The organism is Microbacterium sp. Leaf159 (assembly GCF_001423615.1).
GTDB lineage: Bacteria > Actinomycetota > Actinomycetes > Actinomycetales > Microbacteriaceae > Microbacterium.
Map to the genome: position 1 here is coordinate 2610571 of NZ_LMOU01000001.1, position 14154 is coordinate 2624724.

Genomic DNA, 14154 nt, shown 5'->3' on the forward strand with positions numbered 1-14154 from the left:
ATCCGCCCCGAGCGGATACCCGACCGCGGCGGATCGCGGCGGCGGATGCTGGTCGCATGAGCGAAGACAACTCCCTCCCGCAGTTCGGCCCCGAGGCCAGAAGAGCGCTGTTCCACGAACGCGTCCTGGTGCTCGACGGCGCCCTCGACGACGACAACGGCACGCTGCTGATGACGCAGCTGCTGACCCTCTCGGTCGAGGATCCGACCACCGACATCGCGCTGTGGATCCACTCGCCCGGCGGTTCGGTTCCCTCGATGCTCGCGATCCGCGACCTGATGACGATGGTGCCGAACGACGTGTCGACCCTCGCGCTCGGGCTCGCCTGCAGTGCCGGACAATTCCTGCTGTCCGCCGGCACGAAGGGCAAGCGCCGCGCGCTGCCGCATGCGCGCATCCTGATGCACCAGGGGTCTGCGGGCATCGGCGGGTCGGCGGGCGAGATCGAGACGCAGGCCGACGATCTGCGGCACATGCGCGACACGGTGCTCGGGCTGATCGCCGACGACACCGGTCAGCCCAGAGAGCGGATCTTCGAGGACTCACTGCACGACCGCTGGTACACCGCAGGGCAGGCGAAGGACTACGGCTTCATCGACGAGATCGTCGCCTCTCTCGGCGACCTCATGCCGCGTCGCCGGGCCCGCGTCGGTCTGGGGGCGAGCGCATGAGCGGCTACACGATCCCGAACGTCATCGCGCAGCATCCGCGGGGCGATCGGGTCATGGACGTCTACTCGCACCTGCTCGCGGAGCGGGTCATCTATCTCGGCACCGGAATCGATGCGGGAGTCGCGAACGCCCTCATCGCGCAGCTGCTGCATCTGGATGCCGACAGTCAGGACTCCGGCATCCAGTTCTACATCAACAGCGAAGGCGGTGACCCCGGGGCGGCGCTCGCGATCTATGACACGATGCAGCACATCCGTCCCGCCGTCGCGACGACCTGCGTCGGGCAGGCGATCGGACCCGCCGCGCTGCTCGTCGCGGCCGGAGCGCCGGGACAGCGAGCCGCTCTCGCCCACGCCCGCATCGTGCTGCATCAGCCCGCGGGGCAGTCACGCGGCGCGATCCCCGATCTCATCCTCGCGGCCGACGAGGTCGTGCGGGTGCGCTCGGACATGGAGTCGATCCTCGCCAGACACAGCGGCCGATCGCTGAGCGAGCTGCGCGCCGACACCGATCGGGACCGCGTCTTCACGGCATCCGCTGCCCTGGACTACGGACTGATCGACACCGTGCTGGGGGAGCGGGCCGTCTGATGGCTAGCGGGTCGGGTGCCTCGGTCCGTCTGCAGGATCGGGGTACGTCTGGTGCCCTTGCACGTCTGCAAGATCGAAGCGCGGATGCAGATGATTCGGCCGTTCTGGTCCTGCAGGCGTGCCGGGGTGCTGCAGATGGACGGACAGACGGAAGAGGGGCCCGGTCAGGCGGCGAGGGCGAAGGTCCCGCGGGTGACGGACACCGCAGCGGATGCCGGAGCCGCCGTCGCCTGGCGCAGCTCGTCGGCCACGGCGCTCGTCAGCTCGATCAGGGAGGTGTCGAGGGCCCCGGCGATCGCGGCGATCATCTCGCTCGACGGCTCTTTGAGTCCTCGTTCGACCTCCGAGAGGTACTGAGGCGAGACTCCGGCGTTCCCGGCCGTCTCGGTCAGGGTCTCGTCGCGGTGGTGGCGTCGGCGTCGCAGCTGGTCGCCGACCATCTGGCGCCACAGGGGTTCGGGCTCACTGGGACGAGGGCGGGCCGGGCGAGGGCGGGCAGAGCGAGGTGCGCGAGGGAACGGGACGAGGTCGGCCATGCCTCACGATAATCCGCCGTCAGCGAGGGAATCGAGCCGTTCTGCTCAGAGCAGAAAGACCGCGGCACCTCTCGAGCGCGTCAGCCGAGCGGCAGAGCACCGTCATCGACGACCTTGCGCATCACGAGCGTCGAACTGACGCGCTGCACTCCGGGCAGGGCGGTGAGCTGCTCGTCGTAGAGGCGCTGGAAGTGCTCGAGGTCTGCGGCGACGACGCGCAGCAGGTAGTCGGGGTCGCCGAACAGCCGGTGCGCGAGCGTGATGTTCGGGATGCGGGTGACGGCCTCCTCGAACGGGATGATCGAGTCGCGGTTCGCCTCTTTCATCGTGACGAAGACGAGGGTCTCGAACCCCAATCCGAGGGCCTGGGGAGACAGGGTCGCGTGGTAGCCGGTGATGACTCCCGAGCGCTCCAGTTCGCGCAGTCGGCGGTGACAGGGAGACACGCTCAGCTGCACCCGTTCGGCGAGCTCGGTGATGCTCAGGCGCCCGTCACGCTGTAGCTCGGCAAGGATCTTCCGGTCGATCGCATCCATACTCTAGATTCTTGCGCAGAATCAGGCCGCGCGTGCAAACAACGCAAACACTTTCCGTCGATTTCTTCCTAGAGTTGCCCCGCAGCGCAGGAACGACGAAAGAGAACAGCCATGGCACTCACCGCGATCACCGCCTTCTGGGGTGTCTCGATGCTCTTCGTCATCACCCCCGGCGCCGACTGGGCATTCGCGATCTCGGCCGGTCTGCGGCGCCGAACGGCACCTGCGGTGCTGGGGATGCTGTCCGGCCATGTGCTCGCGGTGGTCATCGTGGCGGCCGGAGTCGGAGCGCTCGTCGCTCGATATCCGGTCGCACTCACCGTGCTGACGGTCGCGGGAGCGCTCTACCTGGTCTGGCTCGGCATCGGCACCCTGCGTGCACCCGCCGTGATCCGCGAAGGCGCCGAACTCATCGAGGCCTCACCGGGCAGGTGGATGCTGAAGGGCTTCGGGATCAGCGGACTGAACCCGAAGGTGACCCTGCTGTTCCTCGCGATCCTTCCCCAGTTCACGGCGGCCGATTCGACCTGGCCGCTCGCGGTGCAGATCGTGATCCTCGGCGCGGTGCACCTGGTCGGCTGCGCTGCGGTGTACTTCGCCGTCGGATTCGGGGCGGGGTCCGTATTGCGGGCTCGTCCGAGCGCGGCGCGCGTCGTGAGCATCGTGTCGGGCATCGCGATGATCGGGATCGGCGCGGTGCTGCTCGTCGGACAGCTGGTGCGATGACGACGTTCTACGATCCGATGGTGACCGCATACTTCGAGCGCCTCTCCGACAGTGCCTTCCGAGCCACGGGGGAGGTGCAGGGCGCATGGAACACATCCGAGCAGCACATCGCTCCGACGATCGGCCTCCTCGCGCACCTCGTCGAGAGGCACCGGGATGCGCGGCGTGATGACGCGCTCGTGCTCGCCCGTGTCTCGTACGACATCCTCGGGGTGCTGCCGATCGACGTGGTCGAGGTCGACGTCCGTGTCATCCGCCCAGGGCGCACGATCGAACTCGTCGAGGCGACGCTGAGTCACGACGGCCGACCGGCCGTGATCCTTCGGGCGTGGCTGATGCAGACGGCCGACACGTCGGCGATCGCGGGCGGCGCGCTACCGGTCATGCCCCCGCTCGACTCGCACGCCGAGTGGCAGGCGGGCGCGGTGTGGCCGGGTGCGTTCGTGCGCTCGGGTGACTTCCGTCACCGCGAGGAGTCGCCGGGCAGGGCATCGGCGTGGGTGCGTCCGCATCATCCGCTGCTCACGGGCGAGACGGTCAGCCCGACGGCGCGTGCCCTCGGAGTCGTGGATCTCGCGAACGGCATGACTCCGCGCGTGCCGATCGGCGCGGCGTTCTTCCCGAACGTCGACCTCACGGCTCACCTGTTCCGAGAGCCGGACGAGGGGTGGATCGGACTCGACACGACGGTGACCTTCGGCGCTCACGGGGTCGGCGTCACGCACTCCGTGCTGAACGACGCGGCAGGACCCTTCGGTGTCTCGGTGCAGAGCCTGACCGTGCGGCCGGTCCCCGCGCGGGGGTGACCGCGGGCGTCAGGCTTCGGCGCGATCAGGCACCGCGGAGTCGGTGGTCGAAGGAGTGGACGCCGCAGCATCCGTCGCCGCCCAGCTGGCGAGCATCCGCAGCTTCTCCTCCGATGCGGAGCCCGGCTCCGCCGTGTAGGTCGACATCTGCAGACCGGGATCGGCCGGCAGCTCGAAGGCCTCGTAGGTGAGTTCCATCTCGCCGACGACGGGGTGGTTGATCCTCTTGACGCCGCTGCGGTGGAAGCGCACGTTGTGCGCGGCCCACAGGGTGCGGAACCGCTCGCTGCGGGTCGACAGCTCGCCCACGAGATCGGTGAGCTTGCGGTCGAACGGGTTGCGCCCGGCTTCGCCGCGCATCGCGGCCACGAGCTCCTGGGTGTTGCGCTCCCACTCGGGGTAGAACTCCTGCGCGGCGGGGTCGAGGAAGGCGAAGCGGGCGCTGTTCGGCACCGGGGTCGTGAAGAGCGGGGCGTAGAGCGCGCGGCCCAGTGCGTTCGCCGCGAGGTAGTCGAAGTAGTTGTTGCGCACTATCGCGGGCGCTTCCGTCATCGCGTCGAGCAGGCGCAGGATGCTGGGTCGCAGCGTCTCGACCTTCTTGCGCGGCTTGCGGGCGACCGGTGACGCGTTGGCCGTGCGGGCGAGGTCGAACAGATGCGCCGTCTCGGCCTCGTCGAGCTGCAGGGCGCGGGCGAGCGCGTCGAGCACGCTGTCGGAGACGCCCGACAGATCACCCCGCTCGAGGCGGGTGTAGTAGTCGACGCTGACGCCGGCGAGCAGCGACACCTCTTCGCGGCGAAGCCCGGGTACGCGCCGGTTCCCGCCGTATGCGGGCAGGCCTGCCTGGTCGGGGGTGATGCGGTCGCGCCTCGACGAGAGGAATTCGCGCACCTCGTTGCGGGTGTCCATGTCCTCGACGGTACGCCCCCTCGGGCGGTGAAGGGAGGTACTGGTGGACTCTCCCTCGTATGCGAGACCGCGCGCAGACTGAGGACATGACAACGCAACTGACTCTCAACAACGGCATCGAGATGCCCGCCCTCGGCTTCGGAGTCTTCCAGGCCGCCCCGGACGAGACCGTCGATGCCGTCAGCACAGCCCTCGAGACGGGCTACCGCCTGATCGACACCGCCGCTGCGTACGGCAACGAGCGCGAGGTGGGCGAGGCGATCCGTCGCACCGGCATCGCGCGCGACGAGATCTTCATCGAGACCAAGGTCTGGATCAGCGACTTCGGCTACGACGAGACGCTGCATGCTTTCGAGAAGTCGACCGGCAAGCTCGGCGTCGACCAGCTCGACCTGCTGATCCTGCACCAGGCCCTTCCCACCCGCTTCGACCTCACGCTCGGCGCCTACAAGGCGCTCGAGACCCTGCTCGCCGATGGTCGGGTGCGCGCCATCGGCGTCAGCAACTTCATGGTGGAGCACCTCGAGAAGCTGGCGGCCGAGACGAGCATCGTCCCGGCGATCAACCAGATCGAGGTGCACCCCTACTTCCAGCAGCGTGAGGTGCAGCAGGCGGATGCCGCGGCCGGCACCGTCACGCAGGCCTGGTCGCCCATCGGCGGCATCACGGCCTACCGCCCCAACGGGGCATCCGTGTTCGATGACGAGACCCTCACGGCCATCGCCGCCGAGCACGGCAAGTCGCCCGCGCAGGTGATGCTGCGCTGGCACCTGCAGCAGGGGCGATCCGCGCTGCCGAAGTCGGTGCGCCCTGCCCGCATCGCCGAGAACTTCGACGTGTTCGACTTCGAGCTCACCGCTGATCAGCTCGGCGCGATCGACGCGCTCGACACCGGTGTGCGCCGCGGCCCCGAGCCCGAGGACGTCACGCTCGAGACCTTCGGCCGGGAGATCCCCGAAGCCTGATCGGCGCTAGAGGGCCGCAGTCACACCCGGGAGCAGCTTGGACGCGATCGCGCCGAGCTGCTCCCGCTCGGCTTCGGTGAGGGGGTCGAGGATCAGCTCTCGGATCTGTGCCACGTGCACGGGGGCCGCTCCCCGCAGCAGCTCGCGACCGGCATCCGTCAGCGCCGCAGTCAGAGTGCGCTTGTCACTGCTGCACGATGTGCGCACCACCCAGCCGCGTTCTTCGAGCGAATCGATGGCGTGACTGAGCCTCGAGCGGCTGAGTCCGGCGATCTGCGCGAGCTCGGTCATCGGTATCGCACGGTCATCCTGGCCTGCCAGCGTCACGAGGATCGCGTAGTGCGCGTGCTTGAGTCCGGTCTCGGCTTTCAGTGCGCGGTCGAGCACCTGAGGCAGCAGCTGGACGAACCGGATGGTCGGCAGCCACGTCTGCATCTCGGTGTCGTCGAGCCGTCGGTCGTTCACCACCTGCGCGTTCATCACGCGGCGGACAGATCGAGCGTGTGCGAGGTGTGGTCGCGCTTTGCCTCGAGGTAGCGGTGGTTCGCGTCCGACAGGTGCACGCCGGTGCGGACCTGCTCGGTGACGCGGATGCCGAGGGACTCGAGCTGCGCCGCCTTGTCGGGGTTGTTGCTCAGCAGGCGGATGCTGTCGGCACCCACCGTGTGCAGCATCTGCGCCGCGACCGTGTAGTCGCGTTCGTCCTCGCCGCGGCCGAGAGCGACGTTCGCCTCGTAGGTGTCGAGCCCTGCGTCCTGCAGCGCGTACGCGTCGAGCTTGGCGTACAGGCCGATGCCGCGACCCTCCTGTCGCAGGTAGAGCAGGAATCCGCCCTCCTCGGCGATGCGCTCGACGGCTTCCCGCAGCTGTGGACCGCAGTCGCAGCGCTCGGAGCCGAAGACATCGCCGGTCAGGCATTCGCTGTGCGGGCGCACGAGAGGCGCGTCCCCGCCGTCGGCTGCGCGGTCGAGCGCAGCCCTCCAGTCGCCGAGGCCGAGCAGCAGGTGCTCACGGCCGTCGACCAGGCCGTCGAACGTCACGACATCCGCTGCGGTGGAGAACCCGTCGGCGAAGCGCATCGGCACGCGCACGCGCGTGCGCTCGGTGGCGACCGGAACGACGGTTGAAGTTTCAATCATGTGGGGTGAAACGCGATGTGCGCTCGTCTATCCCACGAGGGGTGTCTTATCAGAGCCTCCCGCGGGCGCGCCATCGGGAGTTGACTGGAACCACAACACCGAAGGAGCACCACTCATGCGTGGAGTAGTCATGTACGCACCCGGCGACGTTCGCGTCGAGGACCGCGAGAAGCCGACCATCACCCGTCCGACCGATGCCGTGATCCGGATCGCCGCGACCTGCATCTGCGGATCCGACCTGTGGCCCTACCGGGGCGCGAACGAGGTCGATCACGACCCGATGGGCCACGAATACGTCGGCATCGTCGAAGAGATCGGCGCCGATGTGACGACCGTGAAGGTCGGCGACTTCGTCGTCGGATCGTTCATGGCCTCGGACAACACCTGTGAGATCTGCCAGGCCGGATACCAGTCCCGGTGCGTGCACGTCGTGCCGATGGGGGCCTTCGGAACCCAGGCCGAGTACTCGCTGATCCCGCATGCCGACGGCACGCTCGTCGCGACGCCGGGGCAGCCCGACGCCGATCTGATCCCGTCTCTGCTCGCGGCATCCGATGTGCTGGGCACCGGCTGGTTCGCCGCGGTCGCCGCAGAGGTCGGCCCGGGCAAGACCGTCGCCGTGGTCGGTGACGGAGCAGTGGGTCTGCTCGGCATCCTCGCCGCACGTGAACTCGGCGCCGAGCGGATCATCGCGATGAGCCGTCACGCCGACCGCCAGGCGCTGGCGCGCGAATTCGGCGCGACCGACATCGTGGAAGAGCGCGGAGACGAGGGCGTGGCCCGCATCAAGGAGCTCACGAACGGGCTCGGCGCGCACTCGGTGATCGAGGCGGTCGGCACGCAGGAGTCGATGATGCAGGCCATCCGCGCGACCCGCCCCGGCGGTCACGTCGGATACGTCGGCGTCTCGCACGACGTCGCGCTGCCCGGTGAGGAGCTCTTCTTCTCGGGCGTGCACCTGCACGGCGGCCCGGCACCGGTGCGCCGCTTCCTCCCCGAGCTGATCCAGCTCATCTGGGACCGCAAGATCGACCCCGGCAAGGTGTTCGACCTCACTCTCCCGCTCGAAGATGCCGCCGAGGGCTACCGCGCCATGGACGAGCGTCGCGCCACCAAGGTCCTGCTCACCGTCTGAGCAGGCCGGCGACACCTCGATCGCGCGACAGGAGAGAAGACATGCACATCGAAGACCGCATCCCGACCGTGAAGAACCCGCCCGAATGGTTCACGGGCGACGTCTGGCTCGACCCGATCATCGCCCCGCACGACGCCGACCAGCGGATGTCGGGAGGGATCGTCAGGTTCGCACCCGGTGCCCGCACGGCATGGCACTCGCACGCGCGCGGCCAGTACCTGCGGGTCACCGAGGGCACCGCCCTGTGCGGCACACGTGACGGCACCGTCGTCGAGGCCCGGCCCGGCGAGACGATCTACACGCCGCCGGGGGAGGAGCACTGGCACGGCGCCGCCGAGGACTGCTTCATGCAGCATTTCGCGCTGCTCGAGGGCGCCGACGACCCGAGCGAGACCACGACGTGGCTCGAGCACGTGACCGACCAGGACTACCGCCGACGCTGAACCGCTACTCCGGTGCCGGCATCGGTTCCGGTCCCGGTGCCGGTGCCTTGTCACGGCGGCGCACGAGTCTGAGCTCACTGGCCAGGATGCCGAGCACGACGAGTGCGCCGCCGATCAGCGCCGTCACGGGCAGGCGCTCGCCGGCGATGCGGCCGATCGCGGCCGCCCACACCGGCTCGCCCGCGTAGATGATCGTGGCGCGGGTCGGCGAGACGGACTTCTGCGCCCAGTTCATCGTGAGCTGGATGATGCAGCTCGCCGCCCCGAGCCCGATCGCGCAGCCGACCCAGATCCACGAGAACTCGGGCAGTCCCTCCCCGACGATCGGCATGGTCAGGATGCCGAGCACTCCGGCGGTGAGGAGCTGGATGATCGTGATCCGGCCGAGGTCGATCCTGCCGGCGAACACGCTGATCAGGATGATCTCGGCCGCGATCGGCAGGGTGCTGATCATGGTGAGGATCTCGCCCGACCCGAGTGTGAGGGCGAACGCATCGGGGCCGGCGATGAGCATCAGCCCGAGGAAGGCGAGCCCTGCGCCCACGAACGCCATGGCAGGTGGGCGCTTGCGAAACACCGCCCACTGGGCGAGCGGCACGAGCGGGATGTACATCGCCGTGATGAAGGCCGAGGTGCTCGAATCGATGGTCTGCAGCCCGACGGTCTGCAGACCGTAGCCCAGGTAGATCATCACGCCGATCGCGACGCCGGCGCCGATGTCGCGCCAGCGGATGCCTCGAAGCACGCGCCGGAAGATGACGACGCTGATCAGGCCGGCCACCAGGAACCGGATGCCGACGAAGAACCAGGGTCCCGAGTGCTGCATCGCCCAGTGCACGAGCAGGAAGGTGCTGCCCCAGACCGCCGTCACGGCGATGAGCGCGACCTCCTGTCGACGCAGGCTCATCCAGCGGAATCGAGTGGACATGCGGTCCTTTCTCGACGCGGCCGGATCGAGCCTAGCGCCGCCCTCGCATGCGCTTCGAATCGCGCGAATGGCGCGATATGACGACAGAATGCCGCCAGGTGCGCGATTCGAACGCCGTCTCGATAGCCTCGCCTCATGAGCAACTTCGTGAGCGTCGATGAACTGAACGAGCTGCGGGCGTCCGAGACGCCGGTCCGAGTGATCGACGTGCGCTGGCGTCTCGACCGCCCCGACGGTCACGCCGACTATCTCGGTGGCCACATCCCCGGAGCCGTCTACGTTCCGCTCTCCACCGAGCTCGCGACCCACGGGGAGCCGTCGGAGGGGCGCCACCCGCTGCCGTCCACCCAGACGCTGCAGGATGCCGCGCGCCGGTGGGGCGTGAACCAGGGCGACGTGGTCGTGGCCTACGACGATGCGAAGGGACTCAGCGCCTCGCGCGCCTGGTGGCTGCTGCGACAGGGCGGCGTCGACGTGCGCGTGCTCGACGGCGGCATCCGCGCCTGGACGGCGGCCGGTCTGCCGGTCGCGACCGACGAGGTGGAGGTCGAGTCGGGCGATGTCGTCCTCGACGAGATCGGTGCCGACGCGATCTCCATCGACGAGGCGGCGTCGTTCCCCGAGACCGGTGTGCTGCTCGACGTGCGAGCCCCCGAACGGTATCGCGGTGACCACGAACCGCTCGACCCCATCGGCGGACACATCCCCGGCGCGCTCAACCTGCCGATGGCGGCTCATCTGAACTCCGAGGGCAAGATCCTCGACGTGCACACCCTGCAGGCGACCTTCGAGGCCGTCGGCGTGACCGCGGGAACTCCGGTGGCGGCGTACTGCGGCTCCGGCATCACGGCGGCCCACACCGCGCTGGTGCTCGACGAGGCCGGCATCGAGGCCAAGGTGTTCCCCGGATCGTGGAGCCAGTGGTCCAACACTCCGGGTCGCGCGGTCGCCGTCGGCGAGCAGCCCGGCTGACGTCAGCCGACTGAGCAGCGCCGGCGTCGGGGTCAGCGACCGTCGGCGTAGGTCCAGGAGACTCCGAGGAGTCCCGGGCCGAAGGCGCGTCGCACCTGATGCACCGAGTTGCGGCCTTCGAGCGACAGGACCGTCGACTTGGTGCCGGCCGGCGTCTCGGCGCGCTCCTCGATGTGATCGGGCAGGGCGTCGGGGTGGAACCGGGTCCACACCAGCAGCTCTCGGCACTGTCGGGCGACGGCGTGGCCTGTCTCCCGCTGCGGCGGATACCCGGGCGGGTACTCTACCGACCACTCCACCATCGACGTGCTCGGAGCGGTCAGCGGCACGTCGAGCTCGAACAGCACGCCGTGCACCTCGCCGTTCGGATGCGAGTAGCGGGCGGCGATCCGGCCGCCGGCCACCGCGTGGATGATCGGCGCGGGGGTGCTCACGCCCGGAGTCATCTCGAGGAACGGGATCGAGGCGACCGTGCCGACGGTGGACTGCACGATGCTGCGCGTGATCGAGTACGAGACGTTGCCGTCGGCATCCACATCCGTCACCGAATGCGTGGTCAGCTCGCGGGAGGTGTCGGGGTACTCGGCGCCGAGGGCCGCGAAGGCCTCTTTCACAGCCTGCTCGAGTTCCTGCTCGTCGAGCGGGAACTGATTGGGTCCGAGCGGGCCCGTGCGGTTGGTGGTGCCGAGAAGTGCGGTGAGGGAGCCGGGCTCGAGGTGCAGCAGCTGCTCGATGTCGCTGAGCGCCGCCATCGACTGGGCTCCCTCCGGCCGACGAGCGCCGGAGCGCCAGTAGCTGAGGGTCGCCATCGACACGCTGTTGCCGCGGGCGCGCAGCTGCTCGTGCAGTCTCGCCAGAGTCAATCCACGTGCATTGATCGCGTCACGGAAGGACGCTGCAAATACATCGGCATACCGGCGGATGCCACTTTCCATACTCATCACAGCACCCCCTCCGGTATGTGAAGAATCGAGTTCTAAAGTGAGCATACGACCACACCAGCATCGCGTAGGGGACGAGGTGCTATTTCTGGGGTCAGCTGGGCTGAACAGTCGTGGGCAGGGTGCCCGACCTCACGACCGATCGGCCTATAACGCGGTGTCGCCCCCGTCGCTGCGTTCTGTCGCGGGGCCTGATGATCGATCTGGGGAGATCCATCGGGCCCCGCGAACACCTCTCTCTCGGCGTCCGCGCCCACTCCGCGCCCCCGCGTAGACTGGGAGGAACACCCCGGAGGACTCTGGATCGTCATGTCTGCCCCTGCCCGCGCGTTCACCGTGCGTCATCTTCAGCTGCTGCGCGCGCTCTTCGCCGCCGCCGCGGCCGTGATGATCACCTTCTCGCCCGACCACTCGGCGGCCGTCGGTCTCTCCGTCTTCAGCGGCTTCGTGCTGACGACCGCCCTCGTGATGATCGTCGCCGCCTGGCTGGTGTTCCCCGCCGGGCAGCGCTGGCCGTCGGTGGTCCTGGCCATCCTGGGCTTCGCCGCGGGCATGGTCGCGGGAGTGCCGGCCTGGCGCACCGACGACGTCTTCTTCGTCGTCGTGATCGCCTGGGCCGTGGCCACCGGAATCCTCGAGCTGGTCGTCGGACTGCGCGCACGCCGCACGGGCGACCCCACGGCACGTGACTCGATCACCCTGGGTGCCTTCGGTCTGCTGCTCGCCGTGCTGCTGCTGGCGGTCCCCGCAGGCTTCGTGCAGCCCTACGCGATCAAGGGTGCAGGAGAGTTCGAGCTCACCGGCATCATCCTGGGCGTCGGCATGTTCGGCGGGTACGCTGCCGTCGTCGCCGTCTTCCTCGGCATCGCCGGGCTCACCCCGAAGCGCGCCGACGCCGTCGCCGACTCCGCAGCAACCGAGAACGACCCGGCCCCGGCCGGGCACGGAGGAGACCGATGAGCGACGAGAAGCCCACCCGGCGCGACATCCTGCGCCCGCTGCACCTGCTGGGCATCGCCCTCGCATGCGGCGTCTTCGCCGCGATCGTCACGCTGGTGTCGACCGGAGCCTTCACCGCCCGGGTGAACAGCGCCATCGCGAGCGGCACCTACGACGGCCTCACCCCGATCGCCCTCGGCCTGGTGGTCGGCGGCGGAGCGTTCATCGTCACGCTGCTGTTCCTGGCGATGCTGATCCTCGTGGTCGATCCTGCCGATGTCACCAAGACGGTCGACCGTCCGGTGCTCTTCGACCCCGAGACGCCTGACGAGCCCGAGTCCGACAAGCCCGGTCACGGCGCTTCCTCCTGACTCGCACCGCCCTGTCGTGATGCGCGGCGTCTCTTCTCTGACGTGCGGCGCAGGAATCTCCGGCATCCGTCCGGAATAGTCCCTGCGCCCGAGCGCTTGTGACTGTAGTGACTGCCTCGATCGACCGCGCCTCCATCGGACTCCGCTCGACCCGCGGTCCCGTGCTCGGCGCGCTCATGCTCGCCACCGGACTCATCGCGATCGACGCGACGATCCTCGCGACGGCGGTGCCCAGCATCGTCCGCGATCTCGGCAGCTACCAGCAGTTCCCGTGGCTCTTCTCGGTCTACCTCCTCGCCCAGGCCGTCAGCGTGCCGATCTACTCGCGCTTCGCCGACACCGTGGGGCGGAAGCCCATCATCCTGCTCGGCATCGGACTCTTCCTGCTCGGCTCCGTGCTGTCGGGCTTCGCCTGGAGCATGACCTCCCTGATCATCTTCCGCATCGTCCAGGGTCTCGGCGCCGGGGCGGTCGCTCCGATGTCGATGACCATCGTCGGCGACATCTACACGGTCGCCGAGCGCGCCAAGGTGCAGGGCTACATCGCCTCGGTCTGGGCGATCTCGTCTGTCGTCGGCCCCGCACTCGGCGGGATCTTCGCGCAGCTCGACGCGTGGCGGTGGATCTTCTGGGTCAACATCCCGCTGTGCCTGATCGCGGGGTGGATGCTGCTGCGCAAGTACCACGAAGAGAAGCAGACGCAGAAGCATCGCATCGACTACGCCGGAGCCGTCCTGCTCACGATCGGGCTCACCGGCCTCATCCTCGGGATGCTGGAGGGCGGCAACGCGTGGGCCTGGCTCTCCGTTCCCAGTGCGATCTGCTTCGGCCTCGGAGTCCTGGCGCTGATCGCGTTCGGGCTCGTCGAACGGCGGGCGGCCGAGCCGATCGTCGACCTGCGGCTGGCCGCGCGCCCGCTCATCCTCACGACCACGATCGTGTCGCTCGGCATCGGCGCACTGATGACCGGCGTCACGAGCTTCGCGCCCGCCTATCTCGAAGGGTCGATCGGCATCGCCCCGCTGCTGTCGGGTCTCGCCGTGGCGGCCCTGACCCTCGGATGGCCGCTCGCCGCCGCGAACTCCGGGCGCCTGTACCTGCGGATCGGGTTCCGCCGCACCGCACTCACTGGCATGTCGATCACGGCGGTCGCGGCGATCGCTCTCGCAGTCGTCTCGCCCTGGCCCAACCCGTTCTCGATCGCGGCCGTGGCCTTCGTGCTCGGCTTCGGTCTGGGATGGAGTGCCGCCCCGACGCTCATCGCCGCCCAGGCCTCGGTCGGCTGGGGCGAGCGCGGAGCCGTCACCGGCATGAACGCCTTCGCCCGCTCCGCCGGAAGCGCGCTCGGAGTGGCGGTGTTCGGGGCGATCTCGAACTCGGTCATCGCGCAGGGCGCCGGCCCCGAAGACCCGGCGACCATCGTCTCGGCATCCGTCTGGGTGTTCATCGCCGCCGCGATCGTGGCCGTGCTGACGCTGATCGCCGCGGCGTTCATGCCGCGCGACTCCGCCGGAGCCCACTCCGGCGAGCCCCGGCCCTAGCCGGGA

18 protein-coding genes are annotated in these 14154 nt (G+C 69.0%); 11 read left to right on the forward strand and 7 right to left on the reverse strand.

Going from position 1 to position 14154, the window contains the following annotated elements; all coding sequences use genetic code 11:
* Positions 1 to 56: 56 nt before the first annotated feature.
* On the forward strand, positions 57 to 671 hold the full coding sequence (locus ASF80_RS12345) for a ClpP family protease (RefSeq protein WP_056311147.1): 615 nt from the start codon (positions 57 to 59) through the stop codon (positions 669 to 671).
* Positions 668 to 1261, forward strand: coding sequence for a ClpP family protease (locus tag ASF80_RS12350; RefSeq protein ID WP_056311148.1), 594 nt, complete (start codon positions 668 to 670; stop codon positions 1259 to 1261). The genes ASF80_RS12345 and ASF80_RS12350 overlap by 4 nt, the downstream gene beginning before the upstream one ends.
* A 164-nt stretch (positions 1262 to 1425) precedes the next feature.
* Here ASF80_RS12350 and ASF80_RS12355 read toward each other — a convergent pair whose 3' ends face one another.
* Together ASF80_RS12355 and ASF80_RS12360 are read right to left on the reverse strand one after the other, a co-directional pair.
* On the reverse strand, positions 1426 to 1797 hold the full coding sequence (locus tag ASF80_RS12355) for a helix-turn-helix domain-containing protein (RefSeq protein ID WP_056311151.1): 372 nt from the start codon (positions 1795 to 1797) through the stop codon (positions 1426 to 1428).
* An 80-nt stretch (positions 1798 to 1877) separates the two neighbouring features.
* A complete protein-coding gene (locus tag ASF80_RS12360; RefSeq protein ID WP_056311153.1) occupies positions 1878 to 2333 on the reverse strand; it encodes an Lrp/AsnC family transcriptional regulator in 456 nt (151 codons plus the stop codon).
* A 111-nt stretch (positions 2334 to 2444) separates the two neighbouring features.
* Here ASF80_RS12360 and ASF80_RS12365 point away from each other — a divergent pair, with 111 nt between their 5' ends.
* A complete protein-coding gene (locus ASF80_RS12365; RefSeq protein WP_056311155.1) occupies positions 2445 to 3059 on the forward strand; it encodes a LysE family translocator in 615 nt (204 codons plus the stop codon).
* 20 nt (positions 3060 to 3079) lie between these two features.
* Positions 3080 to 3865, forward strand: coding sequence for a thioesterase family protein (locus ASF80_RS12370; RefSeq protein WP_235559962.1), 786 nt, complete (start codon positions 3080 to 3082; stop codon positions 3863 to 3865).
* A 9-nt stretch (positions 3866 to 3874) separates the two neighbouring features.
* Here ASF80_RS12370 and ASF80_RS12375 read toward each other — a convergent pair whose 3' ends face one another.
* Positions 3875 to 4774 carry a helix-turn-helix transcriptional regulator gene (locus ASF80_RS12375; protein ID WP_056311157.1) on the reverse strand — a complete coding sequence of 300 codons (900 nt, stop codon included), beginning with the start codon at positions 4772 to 4774 and terminating at the stop codon, positions 3875 to 3877.
* Positions 4775 to 4860: 86 nt separating this feature from the next.
* Here ASF80_RS12375 and ASF80_RS12380 point away from each other — a divergent pair, with 86 nt between their 5' ends.
* A complete protein-coding gene (locus ASF80_RS12380) occupies positions 4861 to 5739 on the forward strand; it encodes an aldo/keto reductase (protein ID WP_056312095.1) in 879 nt (292 codons plus the stop codon).
* Between the two features lie 6 nt (positions 5740 to 5745).
* Here ASF80_RS12380 and ASF80_RS12385 read toward each other — a convergent pair whose 3' ends face one another.
* Entirely contained in the window at positions 5746 to 6204 is a 459-nt protein-coding gene (locus ASF80_RS12385) for a MarR family winged helix-turn-helix transcriptional regulator (protein WP_235559963.1), read from the reverse strand.
* 14 nt (positions 6205 to 6218) lie between these two features.
* Positions 6219 to 6878, reverse strand: coding sequence for a GTP cyclohydrolase II (locus ASF80_RS12390; RefSeq protein WP_056311161.1), 660 nt, complete (start codon positions 6876 to 6878; stop codon positions 6219 to 6221).
* 115 nt (positions 6879 to 6993) lie between these two features.
* On the opposite strand from ASF80_RS12390, the gene ASF80_RS12395 reads away from it, so the two are divergent.
* Positions 6994 to 8013 carry a zinc-dependent alcohol dehydrogenase family protein gene (locus ASF80_RS12395; protein WP_056311164.1) on the forward strand — a complete coding sequence of 340 codons (1020 nt, stop codon included), beginning with the start codon at positions 6994 to 6996 and terminating at the stop codon, positions 8011 to 8013.
* Positions 8014 to 8054: 41 nt separating this feature from the next.
* Entirely contained in the window at positions 8055 to 8456 is a 402-nt protein-coding gene (locus ASF80_RS12400) for a cupin domain-containing protein (protein ID WP_056311167.1), read from the forward strand.
* 4 nt (positions 8457 to 8460) lie between these two features.
* Here the strand turns inward: ASF80_RS12400 and ASF80_RS12405 are convergent, their stop codons facing one another.
* A complete protein-coding gene (locus ASF80_RS12405) occupies positions 8461 to 9384 on the reverse strand; it encodes a DMT family transporter (RefSeq protein ID WP_056311169.1) in 924 nt (307 codons plus the stop codon).
* Between the two features lie 135 nt (positions 9385 to 9519).
* Here ASF80_RS12405 and ASF80_RS12410 point away from each other — a divergent pair, with 135 nt between their 5' ends.
* On the forward strand, positions 9520 to 10356 hold the full coding sequence (locus ASF80_RS12410; RefSeq protein ID WP_056311171.1) for a sulfurtransferase: 837 nt from the start codon (positions 9520 to 9522) through the stop codon (positions 10354 to 10356).
* 32 nt (positions 10357 to 10388) lie between these two features.
* Here the strand turns inward: ASF80_RS12410 and ASF80_RS12415 are convergent, their stop codons facing one another.
* Complete coding sequence (locus tag ASF80_RS12415) at positions 10389 to 11297, reverse strand: hypothetical protein (RefSeq protein ID WP_056311173.1); 909 nt, start codon at positions 11295 to 11297, stop codon at positions 10389 to 10391.
* A 309-nt stretch (positions 11298 to 11606) separates the two neighbouring features.
* On the opposite strand from ASF80_RS12415, the gene ASF80_RS12420 reads away from it, so the two are divergent.
* The 3 genes from ASF80_RS12420 (at position 11607) to ASF80_RS12430 (ending at position 14148) form a co-directional block, all read left to right on the forward strand.
* Positions 11607 to 12257 (forward strand): hypothetical protein, encoded by a 651-nt coding sequence (locus tag ASF80_RS12420; protein WP_056311175.1) that lies wholly within the window; start codon positions 11607 to 11609, stop codon positions 12255 to 12257.
* The gene (locus tag ASF80_RS12425) at positions 12254 to 12607 is read left to right on the forward strand and encodes a hypothetical protein (protein ID WP_056311176.1); all 354 of its coding nucleotides are present in this window, start codon (positions 12254 to 12256) and stop codon (positions 12605 to 12607) included. The genes ASF80_RS12420 and ASF80_RS12425 overlap by 4 nt, the downstream gene beginning before the upstream one ends.
* A 107-nt stretch (positions 12608 to 12714) precedes the next feature.
* Entirely contained in the window at positions 12715 to 14148 is a 1434-nt protein-coding gene (locus tag ASF80_RS12430) for an MFS transporter (protein WP_056311178.1), read from the forward strand.
* Positions 14149 to 14154 lie beyond the last annotated feature (6 nt).